This is a genomic window from Pantoea sp. B623 (assembly GCF_024814475.1).
GTDB classification, from domain to species: domain Bacteria; phylum Pseudomonadota; class Gammaproteobacteria; order Enterobacterales; family Enterobacteriaceae; genus Pantoea; species Pantoea ananatis.
Genome location: NZ_JANUXM010000004.1, coordinates 915,411 through 932,898, shown reverse-complemented (window position 1 = coordinate 932,898; position 17,488 = coordinate 915,411). Strand labels below are relative to the sequence as shown.

The window sequence follows — 17,488 nt, the reverse complement described above, 5'->3', positions numbered from 1 at the left end:
GGTAATGTGGTCAATGTTTTCAACGCATTCCAGCTGGAATGCGTCCCTTCTTTCAACTCATAAATACACAGGATAAGCATGCTCGATCCCAATCTGCTGCGTAATGAGCCAGACGCAGTCGCAGAAAAACTGGCACGCCGAGGATTCAAACTGGATGTGGAAATGCTGCGTTCGCTCGAAGAGCGTCGCAAAGTCTTGCAGGTAGAAACTGAAAATCTGCAGGCCGAGCGTAACTCCCGATCCAAATCCATCGGTCAGGCCAAAGCACGTGGGGAAGACATCGAGCCACTGCGTCAGGAAGTGAACAGCCTGGGCGAACGCCTGGATGCTGCCAAAGCAGAACTGGATGAACTGCAAAATCAGATTCGTGACTTCAGCCTGGCGCTGCCGAATCTGCCTGCAGATGTTGTACCGCTGGGTAAAGACGATACCGAGAACCTGGAAATCAGCCGCTGGGGTGAGCCGCGTCAGTTTGATTTTCAGGTGAAAGATCATGTTGAGCTGGGCGAAGCCGCGAAAGGCCTGGATTTTGCTGCGGCGGTCAAACTCACCGGTTCACGCTTTGTCGTGATGCAGGGCCAGATTGCCCGCCTGCACCGGGCGCTCAGCCAGTTTATGATTGACTTGCATACCGAGCAGCATGGCTATCTGGAAACCTATGTGCCTTATCTGGTCAACCATGCGACCCTGTACGGAACAGGACAGTTGCCAAAGTTTGGTGAAGATCTGTTTCACACCCGGCCGCTGGAAGAAGAGTCAGAAAGCAGCCACTATGCGTTGATTCCTACTGCCGAAGTGCCGCTGACCAATCTGGTACGCGATGAAATCGTCCAGGAAGAAAACCTGCCGCTTAAGCTGACGGCTCACACGCCATGCTTCCGCTCTGAAGCGGGTTCCTATGGCCGTGACACGCGCGGGCTTATCCGTATGCACCAGTTCGATAAAGTCGAGATGGTACAGATAGTGGCGCCTGAAACCTCAATGGATGCCCTGGAAGAGCTGGTCGGCCACGCCGAAAAAGTCTTACAGCTGCTGAATCTGCCTTATCGTAAAGTGCTGTTGTGCACCGGCGATATGGGCTTTGGTGCGACCAAAACCTACGATTTAGAAGTGTGGTTACCGGCGCAGAATACGTACCGTGAAATCTCCTCTTGTTCAAACATGGGTGATTTCCAGGCTCGCCGTATGCAGGCAAGGACCCGCGGTAAGCAGGATAAAAAGCCGCGTCTGGTCCATACATTAAATGGTTCCGGTCTGGCCGTGGGACGCACGCTGGTGGCGGTGCTGGAAAACTACCAGCAGCAGGATGGCCGCATCGCCGTGCCTGAAGTATTACGTCCTTATATGAAGGGCCTGGAATTTATTGGTTAATCGCCCGTTATTCTCTGAAAAACCCAGCGGCTGCTGGGTTTTTTTTTGGTCCGAAAGACGGATCGATGCCAAAGGACGGTATCAGAATTTATCACAAATAAACGTCATCGATATATCCCGATGCCGAAAGCGTAAAAATCTACATTATCAGTAAGATAGCTTTATTTTCCCTGACGTAAAATATGCCGCTAACTTACTGAAGATAAATAAATTAAATTGTCGGGCAGCAAAATGTGCTGCGGTGCGTTTGGCCCCGTTGACTTTAAATAACGCAGTGGCAAACTGCGCGCAATTTCCTTCATTTCTTTTGGTTTTAATTCCCTATGTCGACCTGGTCACGTCCTGTGATACTGCTGCTTTGCGGCCTGCTGTTAATGACAGTTTCAATTGCTGTGCTGAATACGTTAGTGCCTCTCTGGCTGACGCATGATGCTCTGGCTACCTGGCAGGTGGGCGTGGTGAGTTCGTCGTATTACACCGGCAATCTGCTTGGCACGTTGCTGGCGGGCTGGCTGATTAAACAGTATGGATTTAACCGTAGTTATTATCTGGCAACCGGCCTGTTTGCGGTGGCAACCCTGTGTATGATGGTGCTGGCAGGCTTCTGGTCATGGACGCTGTTGCGTTTTAGCGCGGGTGTCGGCTGCGCCTTAGTCTGGGTCGTGGTTGAAAGCGCTTTATTGTGCAGCGGCACGGTGCGTAACCGTGGGCAGCTCCTGGCTGCCTATATGATTGTCTATTATCTGGGAACGGTTGCCGGGCAGCTACTGGTGAGCAAACTTTCCACAGAGCTGTTAAGTGTGATCCCCTGGGTAACCGCGACGGTGATTTGTGCCATTTTACCGCTGATCTTCACACAGGTTGCTGCCAGCCGTGATCCGGCTGAAGCCTTGCCGGGTGGCCGTATCTTACCCATGCTACGCCGCCGCAGTTCGCGCCTGGGCATCAACGGCTGCATCATCTCCGGGATTGTTTTAGGTTCGTTATATGGCTTGATGCCGCTCTATCTTTCCCATCAGGGCATGAGCGATGCAAACGTAGGTTACTGGATGGCGTTACTCGTTAGTTCAGGTATTGTCGGGCAGTGGCCGATTGGGCGCCTTGCCGATCGCTTTGGCCGCATGATGGTGTTGCGTGTGCAGGTATTTGTGGTAATCCTGGGCGCGATTGCGATGCTAACCAATGCCGCGATGGCACCTGCCTTGTTTGTTCTGGGGCTGGCGGGTTTTACGCTTTACCCTGTGGCGATGTCGTGGGCCTGCGAAACCGTGGCGCATCACGAACTGGTGGCCATGAATCAGGCGCTGTTACTGAGCTATACGCTGGGCAGTCTGGCGGGGCCGAGCATGACAGCAATGCTGATGCAGAGTTACTCAGACCGCTTACTGTTCGTTATGATTGCGGCAGTGGCGCTGGTTTACCTGGTGATGCTGTTGCGTAAAGCCGATCATCATGCCACGCCCGTGGCTCATGCCTGAATGCCTTCTGCAGAGGGCAGCACTGTGCCTCGTTGTTGCATGGTGGTCAGTGCGCCTTCCTGAAAGGTTCCTGCGGGGCGGTAGTGATCTCCGCCCCGTTTTCAATACATGACTTCATGTCCGTAGCGGAGAAGAATGTTTTTTACCCGCTCCATCGTCTCTTTAGTGGGCGGTTTCACGCCATCAAGCTTGTACTCTTCGCCCATCGCGATCCACTTATGTTTACCCAGTTCGTGATAAGGCAGAAGCTCGATCTTTTCAACGTTCGCCATATCCTGGGTAAACGCTCCCAGGCGATGAACGGTATCGTCGTCATCTGAGTAGCCAGGCACGACGACAAAACGGATCCATGTCCGTTTGCCTTTTTTCTGTAGGTAGCGAGCGAAATCAAGCGTGCGATGGTTAGATACGCCAACCAGAATCTGGTGAACCTCGTCATTCATCTGTTTAAGGTCCAGCATCACTAAATCTGTTGCGTCCAGTAACTCATCAATGACCGGATCGTAGCGGCGAACAAAACCATTGGTATCCAGACAGGTATGTATGCCTTCTGCCTTGCAGGCACGAAACCAGTCACGCACAAACTCAGCCTGAAGAATGGCTTCGCCACCCGATGCGGTGACGCCACCGCCAGAGGCATTCATAAAGTGACGGTAGGACAGAACGTCCGCCATCAGCGCCTCAACGGTGATTTCTTTACCGGCGTGCGTGTCCCAGGTATCGCGGTTGTGGCAGTAAAGGCAACGCATCAGGCAACCCTGGAAAAAGGTAATAAACCGGATGCCGGGACCGTCTACGGTTCCGCACGATTCGAATGAGTGGATGCGACCTATGGCTGACATTGCGATGTTTCTCCAGGTAAGCCTGCGGAGCAGGTGGCACACTCTCTGGTGTGCTCTGAACAGGAAATCAATTTTGGTGGTTATCCGTATCTCAGACAACGACCAAAGCAGACTTTGAATATGAGGCTCCATGAAGGAGCCTCAGAAAGGGCTGATGGCGACAGCGCTTACAGCGATTGTGTAAAGGTACGGGTGATCACGTCCTGCTGCTGCTCTTTTGTCAGCGAATTAAAGCGAACGGCGTAGCCGGAGACGCGAATGGTTAACTGAGGATATTTTTCAGGATTATCCATCGCGTCCATTAACATCTCCCGGTTCATTACGTTCACATTAAGATGCTGACCGCCTTCAATACTGGTCTCATGATGGAAGTAACCGTCCATCAAGCCTGCCAGATTGGTTTTACGCACGTTGTCATCTTTGCCTAACGCATTAGGAACGATAGAGAAAGTGTAGGAGATACCGTCTTTTGCGTAAGCAAAGGGCAGTTTCGCCACCGAGGTCAGCGAGGCCACGGCACCTTTCTGATCGCGACCGTGCATCGGGTTAGCGCCCGGACCAAAAGGCGCGCCTGCACGGCGACCGTCTGGCGTATTACCGGTTTTCTTGCCGTAAACCACGTTAGAGGTAATGGTCAGCACAGACTGGGTCGGTACAGCGTTGCGATAGGTTTCGAGTTGCTGAATCTTTTTCATAAAGCGTTCAACAAGGTCGCAGGCCAGATCGTCAACGCGGGGATCGTTATTCCCGAACTGCGGATACTCTCCTTCGATGTCGAAATCGATGGCCAGGCCATCTTCATCACGCACCGGTTTCACCTTCGCGTATTTGATGGCAGACAGCGAGTCGGCCGCGACAGAGAGTCCGGCAATACCGCATGCCATGGTGCGGTAAACGTCACGATCGTGCAGTGCCATCAGCGCGGCTTCATAGCTGTATTTATCGTGCATGAAGTGGATGATGTTCAGTGCAGTGACGTACTGTTTCGCCAGCCAGTCCATAAAGTGATCCAGACGCGCCATTACCACGTCAAAATCAAGCACCTCATCGGTAATCTTGGCTTCTTTTGGTCCGACCTGCATTTTCAGTTTTTCGTCCACGCCGCCATTGATTGCGTAGAGCAGGGTTTTCGCCAGGTTGGCGCGGGCACCGAAGAACTGCATTTGCTTACCGACGATCATTGGGCTGACGCAGCAGGCAATTGCATAGTCATCGTTGTCGAAATCGGGACGCATCAGGTCGTCGTTTTCATACTGCAGTGATGACGTATCAATAGACACTTTCGCCGCATACTTTTTAAAGTTAACCGGCAGCTTCTCAGACCACAGAATGGTCATATTAGGCTCAGGTGAAGGGCCCATGGTGTACAGTGTATTGAGGAAACGGAAGGTGGTTTTACTCACCAGCGTACGTCCATCAACGCCCATACCGGCCAGCGATTCCGTTGCCCAGATGGGGTCGCCAGAGAACAGTTCATCGTACTCAGGCGTGCGCAGGAAGCGGACCATGCGCAGTTTCATCACCAGGTGGTCAATCAGTTCCTGCGCCTGCGCTTCGTTCAGCTTACCGGCGTTGAGATCGCGCTCAATGAACACGTCCAGGAAGGTTGAAACACGGCCAAAGGACATGGCTGCACCGTTCTGTGATTTTACTGCGGCAAGATAGCCGTAATAGGTCCACTGAACGGCTTCGACTGCATTGGTCGCCGGACCTGAGATATCGTGACCATATTTGGCTGCCATCTCTTTGATTTGTCCAAGCGCCCGATGCTGGTCAGCAATTTCTTCGCGTAGACGAATGGTGGCTTCCAGGTTGACGCCATTTTCCAGATCGCTTTGCAGAGACGCAAACTGAGCAAACTTATCGGCCATCAGGTAGTCAATGCCGTATAAGGCGATACGACGGTAGTCACCAATGATGCGTCCACGACCATAGGCATCAGGCAGGCCGGTTAATATACCTGATTTACGGCAGCGTAAAATGTCAGGGGTATAAACATCAAACACGCCCTGATTGTGCGTTTTACGATAGTCGGTGAAGATTTTTTTCAGTGAAGCATCGAGTTCGCGCCCGTAAACTTTACATGAACCCTCGACCATCTTAATGCCGCCAAAAGGAATAATGGCGCGTTTCAGCGGCGCTTCCGTTTGCAGGCCAACAACTTTTTCCAGTGATTTATTGATATAGCCGGCATCGTGCGAGGTGATGGTAGAAGCAAGATCGGTATCAAAATCGACGGGTGCGTGGGTACGGTTTTCAACTTTAATGCCTTCCAGCACGCTTTCCCACAGTTTAGTGGTGGCTTCGGTGGCGCCAGCGAGGAAAGATTCATCGCCTTCATACGGCGTATAGTTTTTCTGGATGAAGTCGCGTACGTTGACGCTGTTCTGCCATTCGCCTTCAGTAAAACCCTGCCAGGCTGAGGCCAGTTTTGCGTTAAGTTCGGTCATATTATACCTGCCTTATTTAAGGAGACTTTTGCTCTTGGGTCGATCCGGTTGGGATGAACCCTCGAGGCTGGATTAGTGCGCTTCGTGTCCACCGCGTAAGTAAATTACCCAGTAGGTCAATCCGACCAGCACTCCACCGCCGATAATGTTGCCGAGCGTGACTGGAATCAGATTGTCGAAAATAAAGTTTTTCACAGAAAGGGCCGGAAACTGTGCTGCCGTCGCGCCCGCAGCATGCCAAAATTCCGGGCCAGAAAAATCGCGAATGACGATGGCGAAAGGAATTAAAAACATATTTGCGATACTGTGTTCAAAACCACAGGCAACAAACATCGCCACCGGCAAAATCATAATCAGGCTTTTATCCATTAAGGTCCGTCCTGAATAGCTCATCCAGACCGCCAGACAGACCATCAAATTAGCCAGAATACCCAGAGAGACCGCTTCAACAAACGTGTGATGCATTTTATGGTCGGCAGTCTGCAACACGTTTAAACCCCATGCGCCGTTGGCCACCGTATGCTCACCGGAAAACCACATCAGCGCGACAAAAAACAGCGCACCGACCAGATTACCAACATAAACGTTGATCCAGTTACGTGCCAGTTGCCCCCAGGTGATGCGGCCACTCGCTTTCGCAACGACGATCAGCACGGTGGAGGTAAACAGGTCGGCACCACATACCACAACGAGTATCAACCCGAGTGAGAAACATATCCCCCCGACGAGCTTAGCCATGCCGTAAGCCATTTCACCGCTGCCGGTGGTGGCTGTGATGTAAAACACGAAAGCGATGGAGATAAACATGCCTGCGGTAAACGCGAGAAAGGTTGTCGTCAGCGGATGCTTGGTGGCTTTGTAGACGCCAGCGTCTTCAGCCACTTTTGCCATCGCGGCGGGTAATAACAGATTAAAAGGATTGTCAGCTTTCACACTAACTCACTCCAAAAGTTGTCTGAAAAAAATAATAACAAATGCACCTGTGATTAAAGTTGATATAGATCATGTCCAGCAGAGCAACAACGGTAAAGGTTTAACAAGAAAGGTGGTTTTTGGAACTAACGTCATGAAAAATAATGAATAAATTTATTTTAAATAATACAGGTTTTGTTTAACGAGAGGGCGTAATCAAGGCTGAAATATTGAAGATTTGTTAATAAGATAGGTTGTTGGTGTCGCTATTTAGCAGAAAAATAATGACATTAATCTATTAATGGCAGGAATACATAAGGATCAATAAAAAGGCACTGAACAGGTTCAGTGCCTCAGGCATGATTGTCAGGCTAACCCGCGTGAATGTTCAACGCCAGCTTAGGCATTTTCCCAGTAGCGGCGTTTGGCACGCTGCAATTTTTCATAAGCCGCCAGTAGCGCCTGATGAGCAGGGAAAGCGGTCAGGTCGCTGTCTACCGACTGAAGACCGTTGAAGGCTGCTTCACCACTGATGGCTGCGGATGCCGCTTCTACCGCCTCTGCGCCATACATACGGACAAAGGCGGCGTGATATTCCAGTGGATTACGCTCGTCTTCCATGGCCAGAAGTAGCAGAGTTTGCAGGCAACGATAATAATTTGCCCGCGCTGGGCTGAACACGGAGCCGTTGAATTCCATGGTCCATTCTGTCCAGATCAATGCCTGATCCAGATCGCCGCCGGCCAGCGCAAGCATGGCTTTAAGCTCCCCGATGCGTAAGGTATACCAGCCATTATCTTTACCCGTTGCCAGGCCAAGTAACTCACGGACGCGGGTGAAGTCATCAAAACCTTCTTCATCCAACTGCGAAATGAGATCAAGGTACTCTTCTGGATTCCAGTTGCTGCCGGGCAGGGCAAGCAGCGTGTCACGAATGCCTGCGCCCATGCTGTTATTTGCCAGCAGCAGGTCTTCGGCCGGATAGATATCGGACATGCCCGGCACAATAATGCGGCAGGCATAAACGCCTAAGTGCTCGTAGTCCGCGATATAAACTTCCTGATCTTCGGCAGCAAAAATGGCCATCAGCGTGCTGAACTCTTGCTCGGTAGTGCCAGCAAACGTCCAGTCAACAAACGGATAATCGGCCGTTTCTTTAAACATATCCCAGGAAATCAGGCCGCTTGAATCAATAAAGTGGGTTTCCAGATTGGCGTGCTCTGCCACTTCTTCATCATCAAAGGTGGGTGGGGTAAAGACGTCCAAATCCTTGAGGCTGCGGCCCTGGAGCAGTTCAGTAACGGTGCGCTCCAGCGCAACGCCAAAGTCCGGATGCGCACCGAAGGACGCGAAACAGGTGCCATTGGCAGGGTTAAACAGGACCACACAGATAACCGGATATTTACCGCCCAGCGACGCGTCATACGCAAAGATTGGGAAGCCTTCAGCTTCCAGGCGCGCAATGGCCTCGACCACGGAAGGGTAGCGCGCCATCACTGACTCAGGGATGGCTGGGAGGCTGATCGATTCGGCAATGATACGGTTCTTAATGTAGCGCTCAAAGACCTCGGATAATCCCTGCACCCGCGCTTCATTGGCCGTATTGCCGGCCGACATGCCGTTCGATACGTAAAGGTTGCCAATGATGTTCATCGGGATATAGACGGTTTGCTGATCGGACTGGCGGGTAAAAGGCAGGGCGCAAATACCGCGCTCGCTGTTACCCGACTGGAGATCGATCAGGTCTGATGCGGCCACCGCATTTTCAGGATCGTAAAAGGCACGCAGGCGTGAGTCCAGGATCCCCTCTGGCAGGCTGTCATCTTCCGGAAGCGCAAACCATTTTTCATTGGGGTAATGAACAAAATCGCCTTGAGCGATGCGGTTACCCAGCCAGAAATCGGCAAAAAAATAGTTCGTGGACAGGCGCTCAAAATATTCACCCAATGCGGAAGCCAGGGCGGCTTTCTTGCTGGCACCTTTGCCATTGGTAAAGCAGAGTGGACAGTCGCGGTCGCGAATATGCACAGACCAGACGTGTGGAACGGGATTAAGCCAGGAAGCTTCTTCTATATTAAAGCCCAGATCCTGCAGTTTGGTCTGGAAACGCGTAATGGAGTCTTCCAGGGCGGCATCTTTGCCCGGGATAAAAGTTTGCGTCATGGTGCCGCTCTCTCTGTGAATAGGGTGCCTAAAGCGCGCAATGATACGTTTTTTACCGCCTGTTCGCTATCAAGTCGCTGCAATTTTACTGGACGTTTTCTCATGTCAGGGTTTGTCTGCCAATACCGGCAGCGAGTGAAAGGAACGTCCCTCACAATATTTTGTGTTGGCTTGCATTGGTAACATAACCTCCGGTGCGCCGTGCTGAAAAAATGTGACCGGTGTTAGATTTATGATTGCAGCCACCAGAATGCAGTGATAAAACCGAATCGTTATTCATAACCGTTCGATATGACAGTGGTGAGGGAAATGACGCAAATTTATAATTTTAGCTCTGGGCCAGCGATGCTGCCGAGCGAAGTGCTCCGCCGTGCAGAACAAGAATTGACAAACTGGCATGGTCTGGGGACTTCAGTAATGGAGATCAGTCACCGCAGTAAGGAGTTTATTCAGGTGGCCGAGGAAGCGGAAGCGGACTTCCGTGATCTGCTAAAAATCCCCTCTAATTACAAAGTTTTATTCTGCCACGGCGGCGCACGTGCGCAGTTTGCTGCGGTACCGGGTAACCTGCTGGGCAGCGCCACCAGTGCGGATTATGCCGACGGCGGCTACTGGGCGCACAGCGCCATTAAAGAAGCGGCAAAATATTGTTCTCCCCGCACGCTGGATGTCAAAACGACCCTTGAGGGAAAACGCGCCATTCTGCCTATGCGTGAGTGGGACGTCAGCGATGCGGCAGCCTATTTGCACTTCTGCCCGAATGAAACCATTGACGGCGTTGCCATTGATGAAGAACCTGATTTTGGCGACAAGGTCGTCGTTGCCGATCTCTCTTCCACGATTTTATCCCGCTCTATTGATGTCAGCCGCTATGGCGTGATTTATGCCGGCGCGCAGAAAAATATTGGTCCGGCGGGCATTACGCTGGTCATCGTCCGGGACGATCTGTTAGGTAAAGCGCATCAAAGTGTGCCTTCCATTCTGGATTACAGTGTTCTGGCGGAAAACGACTCCATGTTCAACACGCCGCCAACGTTCGCCTGGTACCTGAGCGGTCTGGTATTCAAGTGGCTGAAGCAGAAAGGCGGCGTCGGTGAAATTGAAAAAATTAATCAGGCAAAAGCGGGCTTGCTTTACGACCTCATTGATAAGAGTGATTTCTACCGTAACGATGTCGCTCTGCTGAACCGTTCGCGAATGAATATTCCTTTCCAACTTGCGGATGCGTCACTCGACAGCCTGTTCCTGGAAGAGTCATTTAAAGCAGGTTTGCATGCCTTGAAAGGCCATCGCGTTGTTGGCGGCATGCGTGCATCCATCTACAATGCGATGCCGCTGGAAGGTGTTAAAGCCCTCACAGACTTCATGATCGATTTCGAACGCCGCCACGGCTGATTATTCCCCAGTCAGTGGGATTGCTGACACCTGACTCCGCCATACGGCGGAGTTGTCGTTTTTTTGAGGATAGAGTTTCACATGCAAGATTCCCTGACCCTTCAGCCCATTGCTCGCGTAAATGGCACGGTTAATTTGCCCGGCTCCAAGAGTGTTTCAAACCGCGCGCTGCTGCTGGCCGCATTGGCGAACGGCAAAACCCGACTCACTAATCTGCTGGACAGTGATGATGTTAAGCACATGCTTAATGCGCTTAAGGCTCTGGGCGTCGATTTCACGCTTTCCAGCGATCGTACCGTTTGCGACGTTACCGGAAAGGGCGGACCGCTTCAGGCGTCACAACCCGTTGAACTCTTCCTGGGCAATGCTGGTACGGCTATGCGTCCGCTGGCTGCGGCGCTGTGCCTTGGCGAGCAGGATGTGGTGCTGACGGGCGAACCGCGGATGAAAGAGCGGCCGATAGGGCATCTGGTTGACGCGCTACGTCAGGGCGGCGCCCAAATCGATTACCTTGAGAATACGGATTATCCACCTGTTCGTCTGCTTGGCGGCTTTACGGGCGGAGAGGTCACCGTTGACGGTAGCGTATCCAGTCAGTTTTTGACCGCGTTGCTGATGACGGCGCCGTTAGCTCAAGAAGACACGCGAATCACGATTAAAGGCGATCTGGTCTCGAAACCCTACATCGACATTACCCTGCACCTGATGCGCTGTTTTGGCGTGGAGGTTGAAAATCAGCACTACCAGCATTTCCTGATCCAGGGAAAACAGCAGTATCAGTCACCGGGGGAGTATCTGGTGGAGGGCGATGCGTCTTCTGCGTCCTATTTCCTGGCGGCGGCCGCGATTAAAGGCGGCACTGTGCGCGTGACCGGTATCGGTCGTCATAGCGTACAAGGCGATATTCGTTTTGCCGACGTGCTGGAAAAAATGGGTGCCACCATCGAGTGGGGTGACGATTTCATTGCCTGTACGGCGGGCAAGCTGCAGGCTATTGATATGGATATGAACCATATTCCCGATGCCGCGATGACAATTGCCACTGCCGCGCTGTTTGCTGAAGGCACGACCCAACTGCGCAATATCTACAACTGGCGGGTTAAAGAAACCGACCGCCTGACGGCGATGGCAACAGAACTCCGTAAAGTCGGGGCTGAAGTCGAAGAAGGGCACGACTTTATCCGTGTTACCCCGCCGGCTAAGCTGATGCATGCTGACATCGGAACCTATAACGACCATCGTATGGCTATGTGTTTTTCGCTGGTGGCGTTATCAGATACGCCCGTAACAATTCTTGACCCGGGCTGTACTGCTAAAACCTTCCCTGACTATTTTGAGCAGCTGGCAAAAATTAGCCATAACGCCTGAGTCCTGTGCCCGGTGAGTATTTCACCGGGCCGTTTTCCCTGTCTCATTTCTCGCGTCAAAAAGCCCTTTTTCAGACGAAATTTCGCCTAACCTTCTCTCTTAAGGGTAACGCCGTGTCGCAGGGCAGCGTATAATGCCCGACATTTGTGATGGCCAACTGGCCAAAATGCGCGCAGCAACAGGAGGGAATAATGACAGCAACTGCCCCGGTCATAACTATTGATGGGCCAAGTGGTGCGGGAAAGGGCACCCTGTGCAAAGCGATGGCGGAAGCATTGCAGTGGCATTTACTGGACTCTGGCGCGATTTACCGTGTTCTGGCGTTAGCTGCATTACATCACCAGGTTGATATCGAATCTGAAGAAGGACTGGTGCCGATTGCCGCTCACCTTGATGTGCGCTTCATCTCACAGAACGGTGAGATGCAGGTCATCCTTGAAGGCGAAGAAGTCACCAGCGAAATTCGCACCCAGGAAGTGAGCAATACCGCGTCGCGCGTTGCGGCATTTCCTCGCGTGCGTGAAGCCCTGTTACGCCGCCAGCGCGCCTTTCGCGAGGCTCCCGGCCTGATTGCCGATGGGCGTGATATGGGAACCGTTGTTTTCCCCGACGCGCCTGTGAAGATTTTCCTTGATGCCAGCCCGGAAGTCCGTGCAGAACGACGTATGCTACAGTTGCAGGACAAGGGCTTTAATGTTAACTTTGATCGCCTTTTAGCCGAGATAAAAGAGCGCGACGACCGCGATCGTAACCGCGCTATAGCGCCATTAGTGCCTGCTGAAGATGCGTTAGTGTTGGATTCAACACAGATGTCTATCGAGCAAGTTATTGATAAAGCGCTAGATTATGCCCGCAAAACGCTGGGCATTTAACATTTTGGTTTAAACGAATTGTATTAACCCTGTGCCAGGGATCCGGTGCAGGGCATGTGAAACAACCCCATCCGACATGAAGTCAGATGGACGTTAAATTGAAGAATCCTAAGATTATCAATATGACTGAATCTTTTGCTCAACTATTTGAAGAATCTCTGAAAGAAATCGAAACCCGCCCGGGTTCCATCGTTCGTGGCGTCGTAGTCTCTATCGACAAAGACGTTGTTCTGGTTGATGCGGGCCTGAAATCTGAATCTGCAATTCCTGCAGAGCAGTTCAAAAACGCAGCCGGCGAACTGGAAATCCAGGTTGGTGACGAAGTTGACGTTGCTCTGGACGCAGTGGAAGACGGCTTCGGTGAAACTCTGCTGTCCCGTGAGAAAGCTAAGCGTCATGAAGCTTGGATCACGCTGGAAAAAGCTTACGAAGAAGCTGAAACTGTTACCGGTATTATCAACGGCAAAGTCAAAGGTGGCTTCACAGTTGAGCTGAACGGTATCCGTGCGTTTCTGCCAGGTTCACTGGTAGATGTGCGTCCAGTGCGTGACACGCTGCACCTGGAAGGCAAAGAGCTTGAATTCAAAGTGATCAAGCTGGATCAGAAACGCAACAACGTCGTGGTTTCACGTCGTGCGGTTATCGAATCTGAGAACAGTGCAGAGCGCGATCAGCTGCTGGAAAACCTGCAGGAAGGCATGGAAGTCAAAGGTATCGTTAAGAACCTGACTGACTACGGTGCGTTCGTTGATCTGGGCGGCGTTGACGGCCTGCTGCACATTACTGATATGGCCTGGAAGCGCGTTAAGCATCCAAGCGAGATCGTGAATGTTGGCGATGAAATCAACGTTAAAGTCCTGAAATTCGACCGCGAGCGTACCCGTGTATCTCTGGGTCTGAAGCAGCTGGGCGAAGATCCATGGGTGGCTATCGCTAAGCGCTATCCAGAAGGCACCAAGCTGACTGGTCGTGTGACCAACCTGACTGATTACGGCTGCTTCGTAGAAATCGAAGAAGGCGTTGAAGGTCTGGTACACGTTTCAGAAATGGACTGGACCAACAAAAACATCCATCCGTCTAAAGTTGTTAACGTAGGCGATGTGGTTGAAGTAATGGTTCTGGACATCGATGAAGAGCGTCGTCGTATCTCCCTGGGTCTGAAGCAGTGCAAATCTAACCCATGGCAGCAGTTCGCCGAGACTCACAATAAAGGCGATCGCGTTGAAGGTAAAATCAAGTCAATCACTGACTTCGGTATCTTCATCGGCCTGGACGGCGGCATCGACGGTCTGGTTCACCTGTCTGACATCTCCTGGAACGCGACTGGCGAAGAAGCCGTTCGTGAGTACAAAAAAGGTGACGAAATCGCTGCCGTTGTACTGCAGGTTGATGCAGAGCGCGAGCGTATCTCTCTGGGCGTTAAACAGCTGGCAGAAGATCCGTTCAACAACTACATCACTTTGAACAAGAAAGGTGCCATCGTCACCGGTAAAGTGACTGCAGTTGATGCTAAAGGTGCTACAGTTGAATTAGCAGACGGCGTTGAAGGTTACCTGCGCGCTTCTGAAGCTTCACTGGACCGCATCGAAGACGCTACGCTGGTTCTGAACGTAGGCGACGACGTTGAAGCTAAATTCACCGGCGTTGACCGTAAAAACCGCGTTGTTAGCCTGTCTGTTCGTGCGAAAGACCAGGCTGACGAGAAAGAAGCCATCAATACTGTTAACACCAAACAGGAAGAAGGCAACTTCTCTAGCGCTATGGCTGAAGCGTTCAAAGCGGCTAAAGGCGAGTAATCGACCTTGCACCGGGCGGATTTATTCGCCCGGTTTCGGTAAAAGCTGTCATACATTCCTGTAGGGATTAACCGGAGGTTACATGACCAAGTCAGAACTGATTGAAAGGCTGGCGGGACAGCATACTCATATACCGGCGAAAGTCGTTGAGGATGCAGTCAAAGAAATGCTGGAGCACATGGCCACGACGCTGGCACAGGGCGAACGCATTGAAATCCGGGGATTCGGCAGCTTTTCGTTGCATTATCGTGCTCCGCGCACCGGTCGTAACCCGAAAACGGGTGACAAAGTGGATCTGGAAGGTAAATACGTTCCCCACTTCAAGCCGGGCAAAGAACTGCGTGACCGTGCAAACATTTACGGCTAAGCCGATACCGAACCGCCTAAACGACATCTCCGGATGTCGTTTTTTTTTGCCTGTCACCTGCGATGGATCTCTCTTCCAGAAAAATGTCTCTTCGCTGCAACGGCCGATTTTTACTGCGATCCTTCACCTGGTGAACAACGAATACGCTTTATCCTGAGAAGTCGTGCGGCATACTTGTGGCACGACAGGAGCGGGATGCATTATGTTGACATGGATTTTACTGGCAAGAATCGCCGCGATCACGACGTTACCCTTACTGGTGTTACCCGGGCTTCCTTCCCCTTTCACCATAGTGGTGCTGCTGTTGAGTGGTGTCTGCCTGCTTGCCTTGTCTCATCGCAGGATCCGCATCGCCGGCGTGGCGCTCCTGTTCACGGCCTGGGGGCTTTTTAATGCACAATCACTGGTAAAAGACACCGAAATGATGATTGCTGCCCCGGGGAAGTTTGATGTGCAAATTGAGGACGTCCATCAGGCGCATTCGCGCATCAGAGTCAGATTGCTAAAAGTGGACGATCACATTCTCTTTCCGCCGCGCTTTGCGTGGCTTTCGTTGCCGGATAACGCCAGTGAGTATTGCCCCGGTCAGCGTGGAAAGATGATGCTCAGGCTGAGAGCGGTGCATGCCAGGCTCAACGAAGGGGCGTTTGATGCGCAGCGCTTCGCCATGGCGAATCATGCACCCGTGCAGGGCCGTATTGTTTCCCAGACCATCACGCACGCCTCCTGCAGCGTGCGCTGGCGATTTATCACTCACCATCGTCAGCAAAACGGCCACTTGCCTGCCTCAGCCACGCTTGAAGCGTTAGCCTTTGGCATCCGGGACAACCTCAGCGAGGCGACCCGACAGCTGTTAAGGGAGACCGGTACCGCGCACCTTATGGCAATTTCAGGCATGCACATTGCTTTGGCAGCAGGGACAGGGTGGTTACTGGCACGAGGAAGCCAGATTCTGTTTCCGGCCCGCGCTGTCAGCTATCTGTATCCTGTCATTATGGGCTGGCTTTTTGCCGCGCTGTATACCTGGCTTTCCGGCGCGCATGCACCTGCGCAGCGAGCATTACTGGCACTGACACTCTGGGCTGTAACACGTTTCGTTGGCGTGCAGTTGAGTAGCTGGCAAGTCTGGACGCTGTGTGTGGGTTTACTGCTTGCCGTCGATCCGCTTACGGTACTCTCTGACAGCTTCTGGCTTTCTGTGTTGGCGGTGGGCATGCTGTTGACCTGGTACCACTGGTTCCCACTGGCGGCGCGCTTTCGGCACGCACGCCGCTGGTTACCGATACAGCTTCTCCACCTGCAGTCAGGCATGATGATTTTGATGCTGCCGTTACAGGCGGGCTTGTTCAACGGCATTAGTATAACGGCGCTGATAGCCAATCTGCTGGCCATCCCGGTGGTGTCATTTGTCACGGTGCCGTTAATACTGGTTGCGATGCTGCTACCGGTGCCGGCACTCTCCACCTGGTTTTGGCTGGCGGCAGATGGCTCTCTTCGTTTTCTGTTAACCAGCCTGGCGCTGTTGCCGCCGGGCTGGTGGCCATTGCAGGGGGCAGCCTTTTTTATGCTCATGGTGTGGGGCGGCTTGCTGGTCTGGCGCACTGGTGCACTGTTCAGCCTGCCGTGGAGCTGCAGCGCTATCGCACTGGCCATGGTGTTTTCCCGCCACTATAAACCGGAAAGGGAATGGCGCATTGATATGCTGGATGTCGGGCATGGCTTGAGCGTGGTCATCAGTCAGGGCCGTGAGGCCGTGTTGTACGATACGGGGCCACGCTGGCAACACAGTGATGCAGGAACACGCGTGATTACGCCCTGGTTACAACATAAAGGTCTGGTACTGCAGGAGGTTATCCTAAGCCACAGACATCTCGATCATACCGGCGGGCTCGCTGCCATTCTGCAACGCTGGCCTGGGATAAAGGTGCGCAGCAGCCTGGAGGGAACGCACCATTTGGCCTGCGTTCGGGGAGCAACATGGCGTTGGAAGCAGCTAAATTTCAGCGTGCTCTGGCCACTCAGTTCACCCAATAAAGGTGAAAATAACGACTCCTGCGTGGTGAGCGTTGATGACGGAAATGTCCGGCTGTTGCTGACCGGCGATCTGGAAAAACTGGCTGAGCAGCAGTTGGTCAGGCTGGAGAAGCAGCAGCTAAAAGCCGATATTTTGCAGGTTCCCCATCATGGCAGCCGCACGTCATCCTCCCGATTACTGCTTCGTAGCGTGGCCGGACACACCGCGATTGCCTCTCTGGCGCGCTACAATGCATGGCGAATGCCGGCTAAACCTGTATTACGTAATTACCATGAATATGGCTATAACTGGCTCGATACAGGGCAATCTGGACAGATAAGCATCAGAGTTGGTAAAGGTAAAATGCAGGTTTTTACCCTCAGAGAACAATTAATGCCCCGTTGGTATCATCAGTGGTTTGGCGTCAAACGCGAATCCAGGTAGAATGGCCGGCTATTTC

12 protein-coding genes are annotated in these 17,488 nt (G+C 52.3%); 8 read left to right on the top strand and 4 right to left on the bottom strand.

Annotation, left to right across the window (positions count from 1 at the left end; all coding sequences use genetic code 11):
- The first annotated feature begins 78 nt into the window (after window positions 1-78).
- On the top strand, window positions 79-1,371 hold the full coding sequence (serS, locus tag NXS97_RS06245) for a serine--tRNA ligase (protein WP_105091919.1): 1,293 nt from the start codon (window positions 79-81) through the stop codon (window positions 1,369-1,371).
- A gap of 323 nt (window positions 1,372-1,694) precedes the next feature.
- Entirely contained in the window at window positions 1,695-2,849 is a 1,155-nt protein-coding gene (locus NXS97_RS06240; protein WP_013025232.1) for an MFS transporter, read from the top strand.
- Between the two features lie 101 nt (window positions 2,850-2,950).
- On the opposite strand, the gene pflA is transcribed toward NXS97_RS06240, so the two are convergent.
- The 4 genes from pflA to ycaO form a co-directional block, all read right to left on the bottom strand.
- Complete coding sequence (gene pflA, locus NXS97_RS06235) at window positions 2,951-3,691, bottom strand: pyruvate formate lyase 1-activating protein (RefSeq protein ID WP_014606197.1); 741 nt, start codon at window positions 3,689-3,691, stop codon at window positions 2,951-2,953.
- A 167-nt stretch (window positions 3,692-3,858) separates the two neighbouring features.
- Entirely contained in the window at window positions 3,859-6,141 is a 2,283-nt protein-coding gene (pflB, locus tag NXS97_RS06230) for a formate C-acetyltransferase (RefSeq protein WP_013025234.1), read from the bottom strand.
- Window positions 6,142-6,213: 72 nt separating this feature from the next.
- Window positions 6,214-7,074 carry a formate transporter FocA gene (gene focA, locus NXS97_RS06225; RefSeq protein ID WP_013025235.1) on the bottom strand — a complete coding sequence of 287 codons (861 nt, stop codon included), beginning with the start codon at window positions 7,072-7,074 and terminating at the stop codon, window positions 6,214-6,216.
- 378 nt (window positions 7,075-7,452) lie between these two features.
- Window positions 7,453-9,216 (bottom strand): 30S ribosomal protein S12 methylthiotransferase accessory factor YcaO, encoded by a 1,764-nt coding sequence (gene ycaO, locus NXS97_RS06220; protein WP_013025236.1) that lies wholly within the window; start codon window positions 9,214-9,216, stop codon window positions 7,453-7,455.
- A gap of 309 nt (window positions 9,217-9,525) precedes the next feature.
- On the opposite strand from ycaO, the gene serC reads away from it, so the two are divergent.
- From serC to NXS97_RS06190, 6 genes are all read left to right on the top strand, one after another.
- On the top strand, window positions 9,526-10,611 hold the full coding sequence (gene serC / locus NXS97_RS06215; protein ID WP_015700652.1) for a 3-phosphoserine/phosphohydroxythreonine transaminase: 1,086 nt from the start codon (window positions 9,526-9,528) through the stop codon (window positions 10,609-10,611).
- Window positions 10,612-10,692: 81 nt separating this feature from the next.
- Entirely contained in the window at window positions 10,693-11,979 is a 1,287-nt protein-coding gene (gene aroA / locus NXS97_RS06210; protein ID WP_019106189.1) for a 3-phosphoshikimate 1-carboxyvinyltransferase, read from the top strand.
- Between the two features lie 191 nt (window positions 11,980-12,170).
- Complete coding sequence (cmk, locus tag NXS97_RS06205) at window positions 12,171-12,851, top strand: (d)CMP kinase (protein WP_014606194.1); 681 nt, start codon at window positions 12,171-12,173, stop codon at window positions 12,849-12,851.
- Window positions 12,852-12,973: 122 nt separating this feature from the next.
- Window positions 12,974-14,647, top strand: a complete 1,674-nt coding sequence (gene rpsA / locus NXS97_RS06200; RefSeq protein ID WP_026021040.1) for a 30S ribosomal protein S1 — start codon at window positions 12,974-12,976, stop codon at window positions 14,645-14,647.
- 82 nt (window positions 14,648-14,729) lie between these two features.
- Complete coding sequence (gene ihfB / locus NXS97_RS06195; protein ID WP_003849360.1) at window positions 14,730-15,014, top strand: integration host factor subunit beta; 285 nt, start codon at window positions 14,730-14,732, stop codon at window positions 15,012-15,014.
- A gap of 202 nt (window positions 15,015-15,216) precedes the next feature.
- Window positions 15,217-17,472 carry a DNA internalization-related competence protein ComEC/Rec2 gene (locus NXS97_RS06190; RefSeq protein ID WP_078828578.1) on the top strand — a complete coding sequence of 752 codons (2,256 nt, stop codon included), beginning with the start codon at window positions 15,217-15,219 and terminating at the stop codon, window positions 17,470-17,472.
- Window positions 17,473-17,488: the final 16 nt, after the last annotated feature.

Coding starts and splice junctions, on each gene's coding strand:
- pflA (WP_014606197.1), bottom strand. CDS start 3,691: ATGTCAGCCATAGGTCGCATCCACTCATTCGAATCGTGCGGAACCGTA.
- pflB (WP_013025234.1), bottom strand. CDS start 6,141: ATGACCGAACTTAACGCAAAACTGGCCTCAGCCTGGCAGGGTTTTACT.
- rpsA (WP_026021040.1), top strand. CDS start 12,974: ATGACTGAATCTTTTGCTCAACTATTTGAAGAATCTCTGAAAGAAATC.
- serS (WP_105091919.1), top strand. CDS start 79: ATGCTCGATCCCAATCTGCTGCGTAATGAGCCAGACGCAGTCGCAGAA.
- aroA (WP_019106189.1), top strand. CDS start 10,693: ATGCAAGATTCCCTGACCCTTCAGCCCATTGCTCGCGTAAATGGCACG.
- serC (WP_015700652.1), top strand. CDS start 9,526: ATGACGCAAATTTATAATTTTAGCTCTGGGCCAGCGATGCTGCCGAGC.
- cmk (WP_014606194.1), top strand. CDS start 12,171: ATGACAGCAACTGCCCCGGTCATAACTATTGATGGGCCAAGTGGTGCG.
- NXS97_RS06190 (WP_078828578.1), top strand. CDS start 15,217: ATGTTGACATGGATTTTACTGGCAAGAATCGCCGCGATCACGACGTTA.
- ycaO (WP_013025236.1), bottom strand. CDS start 9,216: ATGACGCAAACTTTTATCCCGGGCAAAGATGCCGCCCTGGAAGACTCC.
- ihfB (WP_003849360.1), top strand. CDS start 14,730: ATGACCAAGTCAGAACTGATTGAAAGGCTGGCGGGACAGCATACTCAT.
- NXS97_RS06240 (WP_013025232.1), top strand. CDS start 1,695: ATGTCGACCTGGTCACGTCCTGTGATACTGCTGCTTTGCGGCCTGCTG.